Consider the following 20900-nt stretch of genomic DNA (forward strand, 5'->3'; position numbering starts at 1 on the left):
CCTATTGTTCTGATTAGCGCTTTAGATGCTAGACGGTGCTGACCGGATGCTTACCCAGAATGGTAGGTGGGAACCAACCATTCAGAGGATGAGGAGAAGCCCGTATGAAGATTACAAGAGTCGGTGTGGATATCGCAAAGTCTGTTTTTCACGTGCATGGTGTGGATCGTCATGACCAACTGCATTGGCAGGCCAACCTAAAACGAGGCCGGTGGCTCGATGCGTTGAGCCAACAGGTGGCACCGGGGGCAGAGATTGGCATGGAAGCTTGTGCATCCTCACACCACTGGGCTCGTGAGTTACAGTGTCGGGGATGCACCGTCAAACTTATCGCTGCTCAGTTCGTCAAGCCGTACGTCAAGAGCAACAAGAATGACCGTGTCGATGCGGAAGCTATCTGCGAGGCTATGGGACGGCCTGGTATGCGGTTCGTTGCCGTCAAATCCGTTGGTCAACAGGACATTCAAGCTGCACACAGGATACGAGAAGGGCTCGTTGGACAGCGAACCGCCAAAGTGAACCAGATCCGCGGCCTGACTGGCGAATACGGTCTGGTTGCTCCAGTCGGTATTAACAAGCTCCGGCAAACATTGCCCCTGTGGCTCGAAGATGCAACGAATGGCCTGAGTGACGAGTTCCGCGGGTTACTTGCCGAGCTTGCACAAGATCTCCGCTACCTTGACGACCGGGTATCCAATCTTGATGAGCGGATAACCCGCATGGCGAAAACTGATCCTGTGGCGAAACGTTTGCTGGAACTCCGCGGAGTCGGTCCCTTGACCGCTAGTGCCCTTGCGGGCGCACTTGGAGATGGTAAGGGGTTTAGAAGAGGACGTGATTTTGCAGCCTCACTCGGCCTTACTCCACGCCAACATAGCACTGGTGGTAAAGACCGACTGCTGGGCATTAGCAAAAGAGGTGACAGCTACCTGAGAAAATTACTGGTCCACGGAGCTCGAGCTGTCATTCGGCATGCCAAGGATAGAGACGATGGGCTGAGCCAGTGGCTAAATGAGTTGAAGGTGCGTAAGCATGTAAACGTTGTCACTGTCGCCCTGGCGAACAAGACTGCGCGAATCGCCTGGGCCTTGGCACATAATGGCACCAGTTACGACCCAGTATTGGCCTCAGACGGGTGAGACAGCTAGCAGCAGTCCCTTTTTCAGGCTGAAAAGAAGGAGTTATACCTCAGCGATTGCAAAGCAAAATGTTTGATGGCGAACAGGTCAAACCGACGATGGGATACCCCTGCCGGACGGAGAGCATAAGAGCTCGTGTAAGCGTTTGGGAACCATCGTGCGAATAGCCCATCAGGGTCCGATGCCTAAGATGACGGCATCTGTGAAGAGACCGAATACACGTAGGCAATTGCACCCTATCGTGATCGAACAAAATGCTTGCAAACGAGGAGGAGTCCATACACGTCCGGTAAACCCATCTTGCCGTACGTAGGCGATCCGCTATTTTAGGTGCCCACCTATTCTTAGTGGGCACCTATTATGGATTACGACGCGCCGCTTAGCGATGTGACACCAACACCGAAGAAGCGGCGACGCCGCTATTCCGCAGCATTCAAGGCCCAGATCCTCGCTGAGTGCGATCACCCTGGTGCATCCGTGGCCGGTGTTGCCATTCGCCACAGCTTGAATCCCAACATGGTGCAGAAGTGGCGCCTCGTTCAGCGGCGCGATTCACAGGATGACTTCCTTCGTCTGCCAGCACCTTCGCCTCCTGCCTCGCAGGCAGGAACGCTCGATGATTCAGCGACGATACGCTTGGAAGTACCAACGTCCTCAGGCAGGCTGATCGTACACTGGCCGCTCAATGCTATCGAGCGGTCTGTCGACTGGCTGCGTGCTGTGACAAGGTGACGCTGCCCGTGAACATGGGCCAGGTCCTGCGCATCGACGAGATCTGGCTGGCCCGGGATCCGCTGGATATGCGCTGCGGCCCAGAGACAACACTGGCCCGAGTGATCAAGGCCTTCGGCGCAGCGAAGCCACACTGCGCCTACGTCTTCGCCAACAAGCGGGCGAATCGCATGAAGATCCTGTTGTGCGACGGCTTCGGTATCTGGCTGTTGGCGAGGCGGCTGCATCAGGGCCGCTTTGTCTGGAGCGCACTGCGCAGTGGAGATCCGGTGGCCCTTGATGACCTGCAGTTGCAAGCCCTGGCATCGGGGTTGCCGTGGCAATATGCCGGCGCGAACTTCGTCATAGACCGGCAGTAGATAACACCACGATCACCCGCTCGGGTCTACGGAAATAGTGCTTATGGCTATTTAGGTCCTCTGGTGGCACAGTGTCGTTATGCTTGCATCAGTCGACATTAACCAGCTCAGCGAGTCCCAGCTCCGCGAATTGGCGGCGCAGATGCAGGATGCGTTGGGCGAGCGTGACGAGACCATTCGCCAGTACCGCCTGCGCAATGAACACCTCACGCACGAGATCGCTATTCTCCGGCGACATCGCTTTGGCAAGCGCAGCGAATCCAAAAGCAGTAGCCCACAACAGAACCTACTGGACGATCTGGTTGATGAGGATATCGCGGCGATCGAAACGGAGCTTGAGAAGCTGGCCGAGCATGACTCGCCGAGAAAGGATCAGCCTCTAAAACCACGCCGCCAACCGCTACCACCGCAGTTACCCCGTTCGGAGATCCACCACGATCCCGAGTCGACGACCTGTAAGTGTGGTTGTGAGCTGACGCGCATCGGAGAAGACGTCAGCGAAAAGCTGGATTACGAGCCTGGCCAATTCAGTGTAGAGCGTCATATCCGCAGCAAGTGGGCCTGCAAGGCCTGTGAGACGGTCGTGCAGGCGCCGGTGGCGCCCCACGTCATCGACAAGGGTATTCCGACCACTAACCTGCTCGCGCAGGTGCTGATCAGCAAATATGCCGACCACCTGCCGCTGTATCGGCAGGAGCAGATCTATGCCCGGGCCGGTGTCGAGCTTCCAAGATCGACGCTGGCGGACTGGGTGGGCCGCTGCGGTGTGGAGCTGGCACCGCTCGTGGACCAACTGCGCGCCTGCTTGCTGGGCCATGCGGTTCTGCATGCGGACGAGACACCGGTACCGATGCTGTCGCCGGGCAAGAAAAAGACCCATCGCGCCTACATCTGGGCGTATGCCACAACCCGCTCGGCAGCGATCCGGGGTGTGGCCTACGACTTCCAGCCATCGCGATCAGGCAAGGCCGCTCGTGACTTCCTGACCGACTGGCAGGGCAAGCTGGTGTGCGACGATTACGGTGGTTACAAGGCCGGCTTCGCCACTGGCATGACTGAAGTCGGCTGCTGGGCGCACGCGAGGCGGAAGTTCTTTGAACTTGCCGAGCGCGGTGACAGTCCGATTGCCGCTCAGGCCCTGGAGATCATCGGCAATCTCTACGATATTGAGCGTGACATTGCGGAAGAGCCACCGGATGAACGACAACGAATCCGGGACAAACGATCTCGCCCGATTATGGAAAAGCTCCGGGAGTGGCTCATCCACCAGAGATCTGCTCTGACGGCAGGCACCCGAACCGCCGGGGCGATTGATTACAGCCTGAAACGTTGGGATGCGCTGACGCGCTATCTCGACGACGGCGAGGTGCCGATCGATAACAACTGGATCGAGAATCAGGTGCGCCCCTGGGCTCTTGGCCGGAAAAACTGGTTGTTTGCTGGATCGCAGCGTAGCGGGCAGCGGGCGGCGAACGTGATGAGCCTGATCCAGAGCGCGAAAATCAACGGTCTCGACCCGCAGGCTTACCTGCGCGATGTACTTGAGCGTCTACCCAGCACGAAGTACTCAGAGATCGACAGTCTCCTACCGCACAACTGGAGTCCGGCTATCAAGGTGTAATCGCCGGACGCTTACAGTGCTCCGTGTAAATTGTGAAATCACCACGGTCATTGACGTTGAATTGAATCCAGCCATCGCGACGGGTGGTCAAGACGCGTCGCTGCTTTTTGGTCGTAGAGACAAGAACACCGTTTGGCCAGTTGTCGCTGATACGCTGGCGGTATGTCTGCGTCATTCCTTGCGTGTTGTGTACGATGGCCTTATCGGACATGACAATCGCGCGGGGCTGACAAAACTCAAACACTTCTTCACAGTAGCCATTTTCTCGGCCATGGTGAGAAGCAACTAGAATATCCAAGCTGCCCAAATCATGACGAAAATCTTGTTTGGCCAATAATGCCAGCCAGCCTTCTCGTTCCAGGTCTCCCGGAAATAAAATCTTGAAACCACCAAAGTCAATGAATACGACGAGACTCAGGTCGTTCGTTGTATTGCATCCCGGATAGCTGTTGAAGTAAGTCTTTGCAGTTATCCCTCCCATGCCATCATTGAATGGCAGGCTAACCGGTTGATTGAAATTGCGATGAATTTCCAAATACCGTTGGATATCGCTGGTCAGGGGCCCGTTTACTTCTTTCATCGCCCGAAGTACTTCGGCGGGAGGATGGGGGTTGCGGGTGAATGTTTCAACTTGAACACCTTCCTCCCAAAGTCCGTTCAGATCACTCATGTGATCCTGATCGGCATTGGTGATAAAAAGATAATCGAGACGGTTTCGTTGCAGTTCGTGCCGGATATAGGTGCTGGGACGCCAATCTTGAGTGCAGCCGGAATCGATCATGGCGAGGCGGCCTGCTTGCCCATTGAGCAGGTGACGCAGCATCGCACAGGCTCCGTGCTCGACATCCCATATTCTCAAAATCATCTCACCCGGCATATTATCTCACCTCGCCCTGAAGAAGGTGTAAGTCCTGTTCTCCAACGATAAGTTGGATGGCAGGTAGGCCGTCTTCGGCCATGCCAAGAGTTAAATGAACCAGTTGTTCAATGTCGTCTCGACTTGGCGAGGCGGAATGGCCAGGGGGATGGCTGTGCCACTCACCGATGTACCCAACCATTCCGGCGGTACGTGTTGATGCTTGCTGTACTGCATCTGCCAGGCCGGCGATGCCACGCTCAAAAGATGCCGGGGAGGCCTTGCTGTCTGTTGGTGCCGGAAGGCACGCCACGACGGTGACTGCGTTGATATTGAAATCATAGTACCCAAGGAGCACGCCTCCCGTTTCATTGGGGAAGCCCTCCTGGCGCAGGCCCCTAAGCTCTTGCTCGACGCCGCTATCAATAAATAGATTGAGTTCGCCGAATGCCAGGCAGCGTTCAGGGGCTACCGGAACAACATAGACCTCGACGCTGCCTCGCTGCGGATCACGTTGCCAGATACGGATCAAAGCTTCGTCTTGGCTGGCCATTACCTGAATTTGTTCAGCCAGCGTGCTTGCATGCCCCATAATCCGCGAATAGGGCATTACCATTGAAATATCACGGCAGCTCGCTCCGCTCCAGAATGTGCTGGTGTGGCCACTGAGATGAAGCTCACCCCAGTCAGATTGAATCAGGGCTCGGTAGTATTGTGCTTCAAGTGTACGAAGACGTCGCTCGCGTGCTGAATCCTCGGCAAGCAAAACCGCCGCGTTGCCATTGGGTGTGATGAAAGCCGAGGCCTGCCGCGGCCATTGCTCAATCATGCTCGCTGCCCGTGGGTATTCAAGGGTTGTTGAAGCATCAATCACCAAATCGGCTGCCTGACAGGCATTTGTCACGCTGGTGTCGGAAAAGTCCGTGGCGTCAGCCACTATCGGAGTGATGGCAGACGCATCCGCCATAGCCGCCGCATGTAGTCCTGCCACCACAGTCGATTTCGTTTCACCGATGTGTTGTGTGTAGGCGATGTGTCGCGACAGGTTGTGAGGTTTGATGTGATCCTTGTCAATGACAGTCCACTGTCCCCAGCCGCTGCGTCCCCATAGACTAGCGAATAGGCTCCCAAGGGAACCTGCGCCGATCAGCACTCCCTTTGGTCCATCCGGGACAGTGCCGGATTGTCGTTGGGTCGCGGGGACATCATTTTGCTGTAACACCTCCATTGGAAGAATCAGGTGATCGCGCCATGCAGTTGAAGGCTCCTGATTCAACAGATCCTTGTAGTACCTTCCCTCGTGTGCCATCAAGGCACCGGTGGCAGCGCCGAGTTCAACGGTGCCGCTTTGCACCAGAAACGCGCGACGCGCGATGAGGCTCGGTTCCTCGTCGGTATTTCGGCGCATTGGGATATGCAAAAGGATCACTAATCCCTGATCGCTATCGGCGGCGGTGATACCCGCTTGACCCACTTCATCCTGCAGTGCCGTGCGTAGCGGGCCGATAAGGTCCACTTCTCGCTGTTCCAGTAAGTCGGCAAGTTGTCCGAGCGTCGCGGGGTCACGTTCGACAAACCCATGCAAGATAGGGGGTAACGTCAACTCGATATATTTTGTGGTTCTGCCTTGCCGGGTAGCCTCCGATTGGGGCTCCAGAAAACAGGTGAATCCCTCATCAGGTCGTTCTTGTCGAAGCGCAACCACAAAACGCAACCTTGGGTTTTGCTGTAGCTCGTCCAGATTCCAGGGGAGAACAAGCTCGTATTTGCTGGCAAAGAACAAGTGCTCTACCGGTTGGTCTGTTGGGTGCAGTTCGCCACGAGCACTCTTTTCCAGCCACCATTGAATACGGCGGAGAAATGATTGCGGTGTCCAGGTTCGCATGACAGACGCTGCCGACTCAAAGTAAAGACACAGGCTCGCAGGCGCGTTGTGTACACCCTGGTTCTGGTGCATCAAGATTGGAAAGTCCCGGCGCAGTGCCAGGACTTCAACCAGCTGTTTTGCGTCTTTTGGAATGAACAGCGCCAATCGTTCCCGGTATCGAATGCCAAATGGGTTTTTGGGAGGAACATCGTCGCACTCGACGTCCACCACCAGACATTCGAGCGCAGCTTTACCCTCGACGGGATGTCGAAGCATGCAGGTAAGTGAATAGTCGCGATGTCGCTGGACGGCGCCCAGCAGAGCATGGGTTCGCGGGAAGGTAAGATCTTTGCTGTCGTGGACGTCTACGACGTTTTCTAGTTCGTGATATTCATCCGCCATTACCCAGCTCGGTACCCCGCGCGTGGTGGGGTGGACGTTATGATGGCAGGTGCGCCGATGGCCGCCGACCGCTTCCAGGTGACGCCGCCGCTGCTGACCTCGAAGACGATGGGCTCGGGCTTGTTAGCGTTGGGTTCTTCCATCGTCACAAGGAATTTTCGTCCACCAACTTCGCTCAAATACTTTTCATAAGCGTTGCGGGTCTGGATGTGTGGTGGTTGTACCTGATCGTAGGACTCTTTGATATCCGGGATCGGCTTACTGGAACTGATGATGTAGGCATCCTGTTTTCCGGCAAGCAGTAGTTTCTTGACGAGTGGTTTGGGTTCCGTCTCCTTATCACCTTTCTGGCCGTCTTCATTTAATGCGAGGTAACTGCAATGGTGAGGAATGTTGTACAAATCCCAGGCGAGTCGATCTTCGTTCTTGTGATATTTGGTGATGTTGACGATGTCTTCAATGTCTTCCCAGGTGGCATCGCCGACTTCCAGGTAGTCGTAATGCTCGCCATTGGCACGGAAGCGCACATTGAAAACCAGGGACGCCCGGTTGCGGATAATATCCCCCTCATCACAGTGCTTGATGAAGGGCGAATGGCAAAAGAACTCAACATCGTCGTTTTCCAGAGAGAACCCTGGAACGATGGTGCCGGCGTCAATGAACAGGTGGTCGCGTGCGGAGGCTGATTCGCCTCGCTCCTTTAATCGGGGTTCCAGCCAATTGGCAAGTGCCTGTGGTTTTGAAAATACCAGGATGTCCTTGCCTTCCAGCAGACGATGTCTGGCCTCCTGGCGGAGGAGAATATATTCTTCCTGCTGATGGTCGTTGTCCGCTTCCTCCAGTAGCATCGCGGCGGGCACCCAAAGTTCATTGATCTTGACCCGGCCGTCCCCTTGGTATTTTTTCGCATGCTGCAGTTCAAAGAAGTCGGTACTGCCTTGGATATGGTCCCGGTCGGCATGGGTAAATGCCACGACGTCGAAGTAGTCACGCCCCGCATTGTCCAGCTCTTCCTTGAGGTGGGCTTCTAGGTCGATTTCAGGCTCGTCGGAATCTTCGGCTTTGCCTGTATGGCGGAAGTCGAAAAGAACACGGCGTCCCGCCGACAAGACGATTTGTGTCGTGTCCCCATTGCCCACTGGGTAAAATATGACTTTGTGTGTTTCTGCCACGCTGTTCTCCTGCTGTTTTGCAGTCGGGTGGCAGTCCACGCACTAGCACTCTGCCACTGAGCAGTCATATTACCATATATTGTGTTTATTAGTGTGTCAACTATCTATATATAGTTGCTAATGAAAGGCAGTCAATACGTCCCGGCGTACCGCCGTCGGGCTCGCGGGCTGCGCCCCGCGCTTCTTGTCGAATCGCGGCCATCCGGCTTTGATCCTTGACGCCTCCGGCCCGTGAGGGCCTGCGCGCTCCGCTTGCCAATCCCTGGTGTTGTGGCTGGTGGGGTGTGGCGGTCTTGCTGTTTCCCTCACCGTACCACGGCGTTCTCGCCGTCAAGGGCTGCGCGTGCTCCGCGCGCTTGCGTCCTGTGGCCGTTATTGACCCCTGACGGCTTGCGCTGCGCCGTGCTGGCGCCGGTTCCGGGCAATTCCGCCCGAGCAACCGGAGCACGATCATGACTCAATTCTCTCTCATTTCCGATTCCTCGCTGCTGGTTCGTGATGACCAGGGGCGCTACCTTCCGGCTACGGCCGACCAGATCCTGACGGCTGCCCGCCAGGTGATCGACCAGAAGATCCAGCGTGGCGCCTCGTTTACGTCACCGGCCATCGTCAAGGAGTTCCTGTGTGCCAAGCTGGCAGGCTTCGACCACGAAGTGTTTGCGTGTCTGTTCCTGGATTCGCAGCACCGCCTGATCGAGTATGCCGAGCTGTTTCGCGGCACCATCGACGGGGCGGCGGTCTACCCGCGGGAAGTCGTGAAGATGGCACTTCAGATCAACGCTGCGGCCGTGATCTTCTCGCATAACCATCCGAGCGGGAATCCCGAGCCGAGCCAGGCGGATCGGACGATTACCCAGCGGCTGAAAGAGGCGCTGGCACTGGTGGATGTACGCACCCTGGACCATATCGTCGTCGGCGGTGAACAGACATCGTCATTCGCCGAGCGAGGGCTGTTGTAGCACAGGGGCTTCGGCCCCTTTTTTGCTGCGTTCTCTGCTACTTGAGGGGCGGGTGAGGTGGGGCGGTCTTGCTGCTCCCTTACACCGTACCACGGCGTTCTCGCCGTCAAGGGCTTCGCGTGCTGCGCACGCTTGCGGGCGTAGCCGTCTGTGACCCTGTGACTGCTTGCGCTGCGCCGTGCTGACGCCGGTTCTGGGCAATTCCGCCCGAGCAACTGGAGATCGTCATCATGAACGACAAATCACATGTGTCGCTGGAACGTCACGTCTGCCTGGTCTGTGGCACCGCCTTCGATACCGGTAACATCCTGCTCGACAAGCGCTTGCGCGCGAGCCTGGAACGCCACACATCGACAGGCTGGGGCCTGTGCGACGAACATCGGCGGCTGTTCGATGAGGGCTTTGTCGCCCTGGTCGAATGCGATCCAGAGCGTAGCGGCAAGCCGACAGGCACCGATCGCTTGAAGCCGGAAGCGGCGTATCGCACGGGGCGTCTGGCCCACCTGAAACGCGACGTGTTCGCCGGCGTGTTCAACATACCGCTTGCCGCCGATCAGGCTTGCGTCTTTGTCGAACCCGGCATCATCGAGCAGCTTCAGGCGATGGTGGAACCGGCATCGGATTGATCGTTCGATCCATCCTCGAAAGCGTCGTTCCCGTTGACCGGGGCGGCGCTTTTTTTCTGCTGCGCCCGGTGTCGATGTCTTCGGCTTTGTGGGACTGCGCGTTGTGCTTGCACTCCAGGGGAACGGCGTGTCGCCGATCCCCGCCGCTCTCCGTTTGGCGCCCCTGAAAAGCCGCCGAACAGGTTGCACCTGATCGGCCTTCGCGCCTGTGGCGGTACGCGCTTCGCTTGCTGTGTGGTCGGCACATAGTGAAGGCCATAATCTGTCCAGCCATCCTCCCTCATTACATCACTTTGTCCGCGACTGTAGCCCACGCCCGCGTGCCGTCAAGGCGCGCCGGGCCGGGCCGTGCCCACCCAGCGCTTATCTCCTTGACCGCCCCCGGCCGTGCGCTCCCGACCGTCGCGGGCGATGAACTCGGGAAAGACGGTTGCAACAGGGCCGCCAGACATTTGAGCAGATATCTGGGTTGGTTTATGGGGTGACAAGGCAAGTGGGCTCCGAATCTGGGAATCCGGTCATATCAATTCGATTCAGTCTTGCGTGCCCACCCTGGCGAAAACGACATGCCGTGACCGCTCCACTTTGCCGTGACTGGTTGTGTATTGCCCGGTAGCCCTCAATGCTGGTGATGGGCATAAAGCGTGAACGGGTATGGCTCATCTATCCGGGGGAGGCTTGCCTGGCGTTACTGTCCGGTCCGAGCTGCAACATCTGCGAAAGATGGAGGACGTTCCTCGCATGTCCTGTCCTGGGCCATGGACTGACGTGAACGGGTGACAACGGATACCGGTATCGCTGTGCCGCGGAATACCGGGTAGGCCATTACCCCTTTTGGGTCAGGTCGGCCCAATACGTCCTTGGTTCGTTGTGAATCCTGGCGAAGGTGCGGCTGCGCCTCGGGCTCAATGGCCGCAACCCTTCGGCGCAAAGAATATTCCCCGGCGCTGGGCGCCTTCCTCGCGCAGCAAATTCTTTGCGCCTTCAGGTCCTCCACGCTGTTGCGGCCGCTGCGCGGTGCGGCCCGCCCGACCCACGCCGACCGGATCACAACAAGGACGCGATGGGCGCGACCTTGGCAACCCGAAAGGAGTACACATCATGGCCAACATCGGCACCTTCACCGCAGAGAAAAACGGCTTCACCGGCACCCTGCGCACCCTGGCGCTCAACGTCAAACTCAAGTTCGTCCCCAACGACAAGGGCAGCGAAAACGCTCCCGACTACCGCCTCCTGGCAGCCAACGGCCTGGAGATCGGCGCGGCCTGGCAGAAAGTCAGTCAGGCGGAGCGGCCCTACCTGTCGGTCACCCTCGATGATCCGTCGTTCCCCGCCACCGTCTACGCCCGCCTCATCGAGGGCGAGGACGGCAAGCACAACCTGCTGTGGTCCCGGAACAAGGGCGAGTGATCGTCACGGCTTGCGCCCCGCCCTTCGTGGCGGGGTTTTCCGTGTGTCAGGATTCGGGATTCGCCAAGCGTCGCTCGGTGTCCGCCATCAGTTCGGCGGAGCTGCATTCCAGTGCCCGTGCGATTTTGAGAATCAGGGCCAGCGTCGGCATGTGCTCGCCGCGTTCGACTTTCCCCAGGTGAGAGCGTTCCACGTCCGCCAGATGGGCGAGGGTTTCCTGAGCCACGCCCCGTTCCGTGCGCAGGGCACGCACGGCCTCGCCGAAAGCCCGTGCCGGCTCGGCTTCATAGGTGGTGGCGCCGGTTGGGCGGCCGCGTTGGATTGGACGCTTCTTCATACATGAGAGCGTCGTCTCGCGGCATAATAAAAACCACGTTAAAGATAACTCATTTGCTGTTTTCGACCTATGATGGAAGGGGTTTTGTGACAGGGCCTTTTTATATGCGTGGAGACGTAAATGCGGAAAACCGCTTTGGTGGGGACGCTAAATTACGATTTGCCGGATTCGTGGTTTTGCTGATTTCCGCAGATCCAGCTTTGTATCTTTGGGCAAAGTCCCAATCCCGTATTCGTGCCATGTGGTAAAGGCGCAAGTCCGGTTTCGTGCATTTCAGGATCGCCTTCTTGGTTCATTCCACAGCGAACAGTGCGCGAGTCTGGCGCTCGCCGCTTGCCGTCAACCCCGGCCCGCACCGGACCGTGTTGGGGTATGACGGCCGCGCGGCCAGTCCGCGCCTGGTGTCGCCTCGCTCCGCCGTGGAGCGAACCCATCAGAGGAAGCGACCATGAAAACACTCATCACCGAACATCAACGCACGCAATTGCTGGCCAACGGCCAGGCCCACGCCGAAGGCCGGGACATCGATCCGCCGCCGGTGGTCAAGCTGTTCACGCCGGATGCCCAGGCCACCTGGCTGCTGACGGAACTTGATCCCGAAGACGGGGATACCGCCTTCGGCCTTTGCGACCTGGGGCTGGGCATGCCGGAGCTGGGCAGTGTGCGTCTCTCCGAATTGTCCACAATCCGCGGGCCGCTGGGCCTGCCGGTGGAGCGCGACCTGCAGTTCATATCCAGGCGCACGCTCTCCGAGTACGCGGCACTGGCCCGCGACAACGGGTCGGTCCTGGATTGATCGGCCCTGCCAGCCCGCAATGGCGGGCTGGCAACAGCACTGCCTTGATGAGATTTTTGTGACTTTTTCGGTCTGACGCCAGACCTCAGGCGCAACACTTCATATTGTTGCTCCAGCAGAGTGCGGCCAAGACGAAAAGAGTCAGGATGTTTGTGGCGAGATAGGGCAGGGTATTCGGTGCTGCGGGGAAAAGGTTTCCACGCAGCCGTCGCATTCGGACGATCCGCACAATGCCCCGGAGCCAATCGGACTTGACGCGCGCCCATAACGAACCAGGCAAGATGATACGCCGATAACGCCGTAGCTCCCACCGACTGAACCGCCGACTTCGCGCGACGTATCCCGCTGAAAGACAGGGAGGAGCCGCGTCGTGGCCAAGTCCGGCGAGCACTGGCACCCCGGTGCCGCCTATCTCTACGTCCTGCATCTTGATGGGCCGGCACTCGCCTGGGAGTACCTGCGCCGTCACCCCGACTACCTGCGCGACTGGTCGGGCCGTCGTCGTCATGCCGATGCGGCGGCGCACTGGGGGCTGCGCCTGTTGGAAGATCCTGCCCTGGATGCGCGGGACGCGCAACCGGTGTGGTGTCCCGATCACGCCGGTATGATCCAACTCCATCCCGATCTTGATCCGCCACCCGGTGTCGAGGGCTTCGGCCTGTGGCAGCTTCCCGGGCGCAAGCGCCTGGTCCATGACGGGCGTCGGTTGTTGGTGGCCACACGCTGGGCCGGTAGTTGTCTGCGCCTGGCTATTGCACCCGGCCTGCGGGAGGGCATGGCCTACGTCTGCGCGGCGCGCGCCTCTGCATGCCGCAACCTGGCCAACGAAGCCGAAAAATTGGTGACCGGGGCGGTGACGAACGCGATGGCTTGTGCCCGTCCCTCGGCGACCGAACTGCTGGAGCTTCATACCCTGCAGGCCCTGGACGGTGTTCTGGCCGGCGCATCCCTGCGCGCCGTGGCCGCTGTTCTTTTCGGTACGACCACCGTTGCCCGTGAATGGCATGCTGACAGTGCCCTGCGTGCACGGGTGCGCCGCCTGGTGCGCCGCGGCCGTGGCCTGATGCGGGGCGGTTACCGCAAGCTGGTATCGCCTCCCCTTGAAGGGGGACGTTCCGGTTCACCCACAGATCGTCCCTGAGCAGGGAGTCCCGCTTTCCCCAGACTGTCTCCATCCGGCCACAACAACGTGGCCATTGACCAAGACCGATGGAGATGCCTGTCATGAGACCCACGCCACTGCGGCCTTCTGCCGCCCCCGCTGCCACGCAGCAAGCCGTTCCTCCTTCCCGCTATCTCACCAACGATGAGGCGGCGGACTATCTTCGCCTGTCACCACGGACGCTGGAAAAACAGCGCGTCATTGGCGGTGGCCCGCGCTTTCGCAAATTCGGCCGTCGGGTGATGTACGCGGTGAGTGACCTGGATGCCTGGGCCGATGCCCGCAGCTACGAGGCTACTTGCGACCCCGAGTATATCGAACGCCACGCCGGCGACAGCCGTCATGAACGCTGAACGTACGTCCGACCATGGTGCGCTCCGCAAGCACGGGCAGCGGGCGGGAACAGCTCGATTTGTTCCGCGCCCTGCCGGGAGAGATGGCGATCCGCGACGCCCAGGACCTGATGGCCTATCCGTTCTTTTCGCTGGCCAAGTCGCGGCGCACCGTGCCCATCGACTTCCACTCCGGGCCGGTCACAGTGCGGGTGGAGGGCACGGGAGCGCACGGTATCGCCACCATCTGGGATGCCGATATCCTGATCTGGGCGGCCAGCCAGATTGTCGAGGCCTGCGATGCCGGTATCCGGCCATCGCGACGAATGCGCGCCACACCCTACGAGATCTTGCGCTTTATCGGACGGGGTACATCGCGGCGCGACTACCAACGCCTCAGGGCCGCCCTGGATCGCCTGCAATCCACCACGGTGGCCACCTCCATCCGCGAGACCACCGGGCGGCGCCTGCATCGCTTCTCGTGGATCAACGAATGGAAGGAGTGCGCGGATGTCCAAGGGCGACCGCTTGGCATCGAACTGATCCTGGCGGACTGGTTCTTCGCCGGGGTGCTGGACGAGGCCCTGGTGCTCACTATCGACCCGGCGTATTTCCGGCTGACCGGCGGTATCGAGCGCTGGCTGTACCGCCTGGTGCGCAAGCACGGCGGCCGCCAGCCCGAGGGGTGGCGATTCGATTTCCCGTACCTCCACCGCAAGTCGGGCAGCCTGGCCCGACCCAGCGACTTCGCCTGCGACCTGCGCGCCCTGGTGGCCCGGCAGTCGCTGCCGGGGTACGTGCTGTCCATCGAACGCCGACCCGGTTCGCCGGAAATCCTGGTGTTTCGGCCCGTGCCGCGCATGACACGTTGATAACTGCGGGACAAGCTGTGAACGGGCTCGTGCTATCGGGCGTACGAGCCTTCGTGCTATCAGGCGCAAGCGACTCGTGCCATCAGGCGTATGCATTCTCTGCCAGCTCAATGATCACGGGGCGTGCGCTTCTTCCTAACGTATTACCTAACAATCAATATCTTTATTTAACATTTACTTACCCATTGGCGCAGTGGATAAGTCGGACGAGTTTCTCCAAACGGTGCGATGCATCGGGGAGGGTGCCGACATGATCATCGCCCTGCTCAACCAGAAGGGCGGGGTGGGCAAGACCACACTGGCAACCCATATCGCCGGGGAACTCGCACTGCGCGGTCAACAGGTCATCCTACTGGATGCCGACCCCCAGGGCTCGGCCCTGGACTGGACGCAGCGGCGCAGCCAGCAAGGGCTGCCCCGTTTATTCAGCGCGGTGGGGCTCGCTCGGGAAACCCTTCACCAGGAGGCGCCGGAGCTTGCCCGGCGTTGCGATCACATCGTCATCGATGGCCCGCCTCGCATTGCCGCCATTGCCCGTTCCGCGCTGATGGCTGCAGAGCAGGTGCTGATCCCCGTGCAACCCAGTCCCTACGATCTGTGGGCCAGTGGCGAGATGGTGGCACTGATCCGCGAGGCGCAGGTGTTCCGGCCACACTTGGCCGCGGCCTTTGTGATCAACCGGCGCGTGGTGCGCACGGTGATCGGCCGCGAAGCCCGTGGCACCTTGGATGAACAACCGTTCCCTGCATTGGCTTCCGAGGTTTGCCAGCGCATCGTCTTTGCCGACAGTGTGGCGGCAGGTCGCCTCGCCCGGGAGACCGCACCGGACAGTATGGCGGCACGCGAGATTGCCACCTTGGCCGATGAACTGCTGCGGAGGGTGCCATGAGTGGAAAAGGCGGCAAACGCGTCGCCATTGGCGCACGTCCGCCGGTCGATCCCAATGCCGAAGCCTGGATACGCCAGGGCGATGCCAACGCCGTGCAAAAGGGAGAGCTCTACACCGCCCGGCTGACACTGGATGTGACGCCGGCGATGCGCGCCCGTATCAAGGTATCGGCCTTCACCAGGAACACCACGGTGGCGGAATTGCTGCGCGCATTGCTGGAACGCGAGTTTCCGGAGGAGGGCGCATGATGCTGGACGAGTCACCCATGAACAACTTGCCGTTGATGCCGCCTCGGGCATTCACCGCGCCGAATGACGACGCACCCTTGACCCGCGTCTCGCTGCTCTACATCGAGCAACGCATCAACCTGTACCTGCGCTTCGGTTGCCCATTGCGTGTTCGCCAGATTGATCGCTGGCGACGCTGCGCGGTATTTCCCCCGGCGCAGTTGTTTTGTCGCATCCGTTGGGAGTCGAACGACTACGGCACCACACGCTGGCAACTGATGGTCCTGCAAAGCGGCCGACCTGAAGAGCGTATGCAACGGGTGCGCGGTGTGCGTCCCGGTGCACACATCCTGTTGAATGCCGAGGGCGAGCGAAATGTGCGCGCCGTCTTGTCACAGATCGATGCCATTGAGGCACAGAGCATTGAGCCTGCTGATGTCTCTCCGACATATTGGCGCTTGTTGAGTAATCGCCTCGCCGCACGAGAGCCGTTACCCAATTACGACGCCGACCGCCATGCAGCTTGGTTGGCGGGGAGGGCGCTGCAATGACACCGAAACCTGCTGTGAACTCCCGCTCACGTCGCTTGGCGTGTGTCACTGTTATTGTGCTAATGGCAGCCGGTTTGGCCGCACTGGTCTGGGCGGCATTCACGCCGTCAAGAGCGCGGGTGGTCTACAACGCCTCTGACAGTGTGCCGATCGGCTGGTATCGCATAACACCGCTTGATACGGACGCAAATGCGATACCGGTGGACAGTATTGTGTTGGTTGATTTGCCCGAACACATTGCAACGCTGGCGGACAAGCGCGGATACCTGCCGTTGGATGTGCCACTGCTGAAACGTGTCGGTGCGGTAGCACCACAGAATGTCTGCATTGAGGATGGCCGCGTGCGCATAGATGGCGTAACGGTGGCCCACGTGTTGCTCATTGATGCACAGGCACGTCCACTGCCTTCCTGGATGCAATGCCGTCAGCTTGTTGAGAGCGAACTGTTCCTGCTCAGCACCACCAATCCGGGTTCCTTCGACAGCCGCTATTTTGGTCCGATCGATAGGGCAAACGTGATTGGCGTGGCCCACCGACTCGACCTGGAGTGACCAGCGTGAAAGCGAAAGTTGGAACAATTGTCATGCTCTTTTCGTGTTACTGCCGCTGTTGCAAGGGTGCAGTCGCGCCAACCGAAATGCGGCAGTCCCCTGTGCAGATATCTTGCCCCGAGCTCCCTCCAGCATTGGTGGGGCCGACTCTCGCCGGAGACCGGATGTCACGTATTGCAGCGTCGCCGGGGCATCGTATCCCCGAGCTTATAGGGCGGGGAAAGATGCAGGGCAAGATAAAAGGTCGCGGCACTTCGGTGCGCGAAAATCCAGTCTGCACATGGGGTGGACGCGGCACGCGCCTGGGGCGTGTAGCGTGCCGTCAAAAGCGCCAATGCCGCGTCCGCACTGATATAGCCGCGTGTCACTTGCGCCCCCTATTGCTGGACTTTGCTGGAGGTTCCCCATGAGCCGACGCCGCAATGACGAGGGCGAGCAGTTCAAGGTCAGGCCCAACGCACCGAAAAATCGCGGTCAAACCTTTATCACCTCCGTCATCAGGCAAGCCAGCAAGGCGGGGTCCCGAGCCCGCAAGGGAGGTGGCCGTCCAGGGGCGCGACTGGGCCGTGGCCATGTTGCCGCCCGCTTTGCCGGGCAATCTCTGGCGCCCAATGCCCGGCGCGTTACCATCAAGACCCGGCTGGTGAATCTCTCCAAAGCGGGGAAACGTTCCACCATCACTCATCTGCGCTATATCGAGCGTGAAGGCGTAGGCCGTGACGGGCAACAGGGCAGGGCCTACAGTGCCCTGAATGACGATACCGACCTCGCCGACTTCGAGCAGCGCGGCAGCAAGGATCGCCACCAGTTCCGCTTTATTGTCTCACCCGAGGATGCGGCGGAGCTGGAGGATCTGCACCGTTATACCCGCGACCTGATGCAACGCATGGAACAGGACCTGGGCACGCAACTGGACTGGGTGGCGGTGGATCACTGGAATACCGACAACCCCCATACACATATCGTTTTAAGGGGGCGGGATGATCAGGGTAGGGATTTAATCATCTCCCGCGATTACATCGCCGATGGTATGCGGCGACGGGCTTGCGAACTGGCCACCGAATGGTTGGGGCCGCGCACGGAGCTGGAGATCCAGCAAAGTCTGCAACAGGAGGTCGAACAGGAACGCTGGACCGGTCTGGATCGCACCCTGAAGCGCGAGGCAGAGGACGGCCTGCTCGATATGCAAAAGCTTGCTGAGCCACACCTGAAACGTCAGCGCCTTTTATTGATAGGTCGGCTGCAGCGTTTGCAGCGCATGGGGCTAGCGAGCGAACGACAGCCCGGCGGCTGGATGATCCATCCGGAGGCCGAACGGACTTTACGATCCATGGGAGAGCGGGGCGACATTATCCGTACCATGCAGCGAGCCATGAGCGGAAGGCAATGTGAACTGGATGTGTTCGAACCGACTGAAGACGCCAGTCCTATCATCGGCCGTGTCGCGGCCAAGGGCCTCGCCGACGAATTGAATGACCGTGGCTATCTTGTGCTTGATGGCGTCGACGGCAAAGCGCATTACGTGGCGCTGCCTGCCAAGGTGGAACTGGGAGAGTTCCCCATGGGTGCCGTGGTTGAAGCAACAGGTGTCGGCAAAGCCCGCGCCGTGGATCGAGATATTGCCGCACTGACCGAGGAGGGTCTGTACCGTATGAACCCGCATCAGATTCAACGGACTTTAAATACTCCTGGACGTAATCCTGAAGACGTACTGACCTCCCATCGCCGCCGTCTGGAGGCCCTGCGCCGCGCTGGCATCGTGGAGCGCCTGGGCGACGACGTCTGGCGCGTACCAGCCGATCTGCCAGAGCAGGGTCGGCAATACGATCGACAGCGCAGTGGTGGGATTGCCGTGACCCTGAAATCCCACCTTTCCATCGAGCGCCAAGCCCGGGCGATAGGTGCCACCTGGTTGGACCAGCAACTGTTAGACGGGAGGAATGTCGGTGGCGGCCAGGGCTTCGGTAACGAGGTTGGCAAGGCCCTGCAACAGCGAGCTGATTTCCTGGTGGAAGAAGGCCTGGCGGAGAAACGAGGCAGGCGTGTCATCCTTGCCCCCAATCTGCTGGCCACACTGCGCAATAAGGAACTGACCAAAGCGGCGGAAGGCATCACTGCGGAAACCGGCTTGGAGTATCTGCAACCCTCCGATGGCAAACGAGTCAGCGGCATCTACCGCCGCAGCCTGATGCTCACCAGTGGCCGTTTTGCCATGCTGGACGATGGCATGGGATTCAGCCTGGTGCCCTGGAAACCGGTGATCGAACAGCGGCTGGGGCGGTCGCTGTCGGCTGTGGTGCGGGGAAATTTCGTCAGCTGGGAACTTGGACGGGGGCGCGGTCTTAGTCTTAGTTAATCAATGCCATGATACAGAGAGAGTTGCCTCTATTTAAATACTTTTAATATAATGAGAATCATTATCGTATGCGCTTTGTCGTATCTGTTCGCGGTAATTAAGTGAAGGACATGGAGTCGGTCTAGAAACTGGAAACACAGCCCCTGCCAATCTGTCGGAACCTTAAGTCTTCTCAACCAGGTACTTTGTGAAGGAGATACAGGCTCTAACAAATTTTCGGGTTGGCGCCGCCATGCCGGGCATCTTTTTGCAGGAATAGACTGACAAACGGAAAAGCTGAAAAATGGAATTATTCGCATGGAGCTACGTCATTTGCGCTGCTTTCTCGCTGTCGCTGAAGAATTGCATTTCGCTCGTGCGGCGGAACGCCTGCATATCGAGCAGTCGCCTTTGTCCCGGGCGATAAAGGAGCTTGAGGAAGAGCTCGGGGTTCGCCTGTTTAACCGAACCACCCGCAGTACGAGGTTGACGCGGGCCGGTCAACTGTTTTTGAAACATGTGCCGCGTGTCTTTACTGCACTGGATCAGGCGCGGGGCAGTGTGCAAGCTGCCGCCGCAGGCTTCCATGATCAACTGCGCTTGGCACTGTCCGACGGCATCACGCGTCCGCGTCTCACGGCGCTATTGGCCCAGTGTCGCGAGGAGGAGCCGCAAGTTGATATCCGCCTGTTCGAGGTGCCGTTAGGGCAACAGCTCAGGGGCCTGCACGAAGATCTTTATGATCTGGGCTTCGCCCAGTCCCCCGAGGTTGGGGATGGCATTGTGGCGATGCCGGCCTGGAGTGACCCCCTTGTCGTGGCGGTGCCGGCAAGGCACCCGCTGTTGGCCTACCAGCGCATTCCACTGGACGAGGTGCTGCGTCATCCGCTGGTCGCCTGCGACCCCCAGTCATGCGAAGGCCACTGCCATCAGATCCGTCGTATCCTGCGTGGCGCGGACCGAGAACCTTTGGTGGTAGAGCAGGTTTCCTCCCACGACCTGATGCTGACGCTGGTGGCGGCGGGTTATGCGCTGGCACTGGTGGGCGCTTCTCACTTGGCCGCGTCCCGTCGAGAGGAGGTGGTGGCTCGGCCCCTGGCGGGACGATCACAGGTGCTGACAACGTGGTTACTACGGCGCGATGCCGAGCCATCCGGAACCCTTCGAAGATTTATCGAGCGAGTCACTCCGATAAGCGATCCCTCGCACGAGGGGGACTCATTCACATCCGATACCTTGGGAGAAAATTGATCATGAAACGTTTAAGCCTATTGTTGATTGCCGTGTTGTTGAGTGCCTGCGGCGAGAAGCCCGCATCAACTGAAAAGCCCTCCGTTGAAGCTCCGCCCACCGATACCGTGGAATCGCTGCTGGCCAATCCCGAGCGACGCAAGGAGTTGCGTGAGCAGTGTAGGCTCAATCGTGCGGAGTTGGGTGACAAACTGTGCAACATAGTAGCCGAGGCTACCAACAAGGCGTTTCTCGGTGATGGCGAAGTGCCGTACACGCCGCCGAAGGAAAAACCGGCCTTCTGACGTAAGTTAACCGAAACAAATTTCGGCTCTTAACTCGCTTTGCCGAAATACGCTCTCATTCCCGGTGTTTTTATCTCGTTCGCCCTGCCTGGCAATCTTGCATTTTCCTTCTGGATTGTGTCGATAACAGTCTTTGACCGACACTGATCCAGCACCGAATCTGACACCTG

At 59.2% G+C, this 20900-nt stretch carries 22 protein-coding genes; 18 read left to right on the forward strand and 4 right to left on the reverse strand.

Annotated elements, in window-relative coordinates:
* Nucleotides 1-104 precede the first annotated feature (104 nt).
* From AAC076_RS12720 to AAC076_RS12735, 4 genes are all read left to right on the forward strand, one after another.
* Nucleotides 105-1139: an IS110 family transposase gene (locus tag AAC076_RS12720; RefSeq protein ID WP_339846224.1), complete on the forward strand. Its 1035-nt coding sequence runs from the start codon at nt 105-107 to the stop codon at nt 1137-1139.
* Between the two features lie 360 nt (nt 1140-1499).
* Entirely contained in the window at nt 1500-1871 is a 372-nt protein-coding gene (locus AAC076_RS12725) for a transposase (RefSeq protein WP_339846225.1), read from the forward strand.
* 14 nt (nt 1872-1885) lie between these two features.
* Nucleotides 1886-2230: an IS66 family insertion sequence element accessory protein TnpB gene (tnpB, locus tag AAC076_RS12730; RefSeq protein ID WP_339846348.1), complete on the forward strand. Its 345-nt coding sequence runs from the start codon at nt 1886-1888 to the stop codon at nt 2228-2230.
* 79 nt (nt 2231-2309) lie between these two features.
* A complete protein-coding gene (locus tag AAC076_RS12735; RefSeq protein ID WP_339846226.1) occupies nt 2310-3851 on the forward strand; it encodes an IS66 family transposase in 1542 nt (513 codons plus the stop codon).
* On the opposite strand, the gene AAC076_RS12740 is transcribed toward AAC076_RS12735, so the two are convergent.
* Genes AAC076_RS12740 through AAC076_RS12750 form a run of 3 tightly spaced genes read right to left on the reverse strand, consistent with a single transcriptional unit; the run spans nt 3841 to nt 8148 of the window.
* A complete protein-coding gene (locus AAC076_RS12740; protein WP_339846227.1) occupies nt 3841-4728 on the reverse strand; it encodes a hypothetical protein in 888 nt (295 codons plus the stop codon). The genes AAC076_RS12735 and AAC076_RS12740 overlap by 11 nt on opposite strands.
* 1 nt (nt 4729) lies before the next feature.
* Nucleotides 4730-6976 (reverse strand): ThiF family adenylyltransferase, encoded by a 2247-nt coding sequence (locus AAC076_RS12745; RefSeq protein WP_339846228.1) that lies wholly within the window; start codon nt 6974-6976, stop codon nt 4730-4732.
* A complete protein-coding gene (locus AAC076_RS12750; RefSeq protein WP_339846230.1) occupies nt 6976-8148 on the reverse strand; it encodes a hypothetical protein in 1173 nt (390 codons plus the stop codon). The genes AAC076_RS12745 and AAC076_RS12750 overlap by 1 nt, the downstream gene beginning before the upstream one ends.
* 452 nt (nt 8149-8600) lie before the next feature.
* Between AAC076_RS12750 and radC the strand changes: the two genes are divergently transcribed.
* From radC to AAC076_RS12765, 3 genes are all read left to right on the forward strand, one after another.
* Nucleotides 8601-9107, forward strand: a complete 507-nt coding sequence (gene radC / locus AAC076_RS12755) for a DNA repair protein RadC (RefSeq protein ID WP_339846233.1) — start codon at nt 8601-8603, stop codon at nt 9105-9107.
* 230 nt (nt 9108-9337) lie between these two features.
* A complete protein-coding gene (locus AAC076_RS12760) occupies nt 9338-9733 on the forward strand; it encodes an ATPase (RefSeq protein WP_339846235.1) in 396 nt (131 codons plus the stop codon).
* A gap of 1101 nt (nt 9734-10834) precedes the next feature.
* Nucleotides 10835-11143 (forward strand): DUF736 domain-containing protein, encoded by a 309-nt coding sequence (locus AAC076_RS12765; protein WP_339846236.1) that lies wholly within the window; start codon nt 10835-10837, stop codon nt 11141-11143.
* A gap of 46 nt (nt 11144-11189) precedes the next feature.
* On the opposite strand, the gene AAC076_RS12770 is transcribed toward AAC076_RS12765, so the two are convergent.
* Nucleotides 11190-11480, reverse strand: a complete 291-nt coding sequence (locus AAC076_RS12770) for a helix-turn-helix transcriptional regulator (protein WP_076517543.1) — start codon at nt 11478-11480, stop codon at nt 11190-11192.
* Between the two features lie 448 nt (nt 11481-11928).
* Here AAC076_RS12770 and AAC076_RS12775 point away from each other — a divergent pair, with 448 nt between their 5' ends.
* The 11 genes from AAC076_RS12775 to AAC076_RS12825 all read left to right on the forward strand — a co-directional run bounded on the left by AAC076_RS12775 (nt 11929) and on the right by AAC076_RS12825 (nt 20730).
* Nucleotides 11929-12276 (forward strand): DUF2958 domain-containing protein, encoded by a 348-nt coding sequence (locus tag AAC076_RS12775; protein ID WP_339846237.1) that lies wholly within the window; start codon nt 11929-11931, stop codon nt 12274-12276.
* A gap of 370 nt (nt 12277-12646) precedes the next feature.
* On the forward strand, nt 12647-13417 hold the full coding sequence (locus AAC076_RS12780) for a DUF2285 domain-containing protein (RefSeq protein WP_339846239.1): 771 nt from the start codon (nt 12647-12649) through the stop codon (nt 13415-13417).
* A gap of 83 nt (nt 13418-13500) precedes the next feature.
* A complete protein-coding gene (locus tag AAC076_RS12785) occupies nt 13501-13791 on the forward strand; it encodes a helix-turn-helix domain-containing protein (RefSeq protein ID WP_339846241.1) in 291 nt (96 codons plus the stop codon).
* Between the two features lie 14 nt (nt 13792-13805).
* Nucleotides 13806-14642 (forward strand): replication initiator protein A, encoded by an 837-nt coding sequence (locus tag AAC076_RS12790; RefSeq protein WP_339846243.1) that lies wholly within the window; start codon nt 13806-13808, stop codon nt 14640-14642.
* Nucleotides 14643-14892: 250 nt separating this feature from the next.
* Entirely contained in the window at nt 14893-15531 is a 639-nt protein-coding gene (gene parA, locus AAC076_RS12795; RefSeq protein ID WP_339846246.1) for a ParA family partition ATPase, read from the forward strand.
* On the forward strand, nt 15528-15779 hold the full coding sequence (locus tag AAC076_RS12800; protein WP_339846248.1) for a chromosome partitioning protein ParB: 252 nt from the start codon (nt 15528-15530) through the stop codon (nt 15777-15779). Before parA ends, AAC076_RS12800 begins: the two co-directional genes overlap by 4 nt.
* 17 nt (nt 15780-15796) lie before the next feature.
* The gene (locus AAC076_RS12805) at nt 15797-16309 is read left to right on the forward strand and encodes a DUF2840 domain-containing protein (RefSeq protein ID WP_339846350.1); all 513 of its coding nucleotides are present in this window, start codon (nt 15797-15799) and stop codon (nt 16307-16309) included.
* A complete protein-coding gene (locus AAC076_RS12810; RefSeq protein ID WP_339846251.1) occupies nt 16306-16860 on the forward strand; it encodes a S26 family signal peptidase in 555 nt (184 codons plus the stop codon). Before AAC076_RS12805 ends, AAC076_RS12810 begins: the two co-directional genes overlap by 4 nt.
* A gap of 406 nt (nt 16861-17266) precedes the next feature.
* Nucleotides 17267-19216: a relaxase/mobilization nuclease and DUF3363 domain-containing protein gene (locus tag AAC076_RS12815; RefSeq protein ID WP_339846254.1), complete on the forward strand. Its 1950-nt coding sequence runs from the start codon at nt 17267-17269 to the stop codon at nt 19214-19216.
* A 297-nt stretch (nt 19217-19513) separates the two neighbouring features.
* On the forward strand, nt 19514-20446 hold the full coding sequence (locus tag AAC076_RS12820; RefSeq protein ID WP_339846256.1) for a LysR family transcriptional regulator: 933 nt from the start codon (nt 19514-19516) through the stop codon (nt 20444-20446).
* A gap of 2 nt (nt 20447-20448) precedes the next feature.
* On the forward strand, nt 20449-20730 hold the full coding sequence (locus tag AAC076_RS12825) for an EexN family lipoprotein (RefSeq protein ID WP_339846258.1): 282 nt from the start codon (nt 20449-20451) through the stop codon (nt 20728-20730).
* Nucleotides 20731-20900: the final 170 nt, after the last annotated feature.

Source organism: uncultured Halopseudomonas sp., from assembly GCF_963977355.1.
Lineage (GTDB): Bacteria > Pseudomonadota > Gammaproteobacteria > Pseudomonadales > Pseudomonadaceae > Halopseudomonas.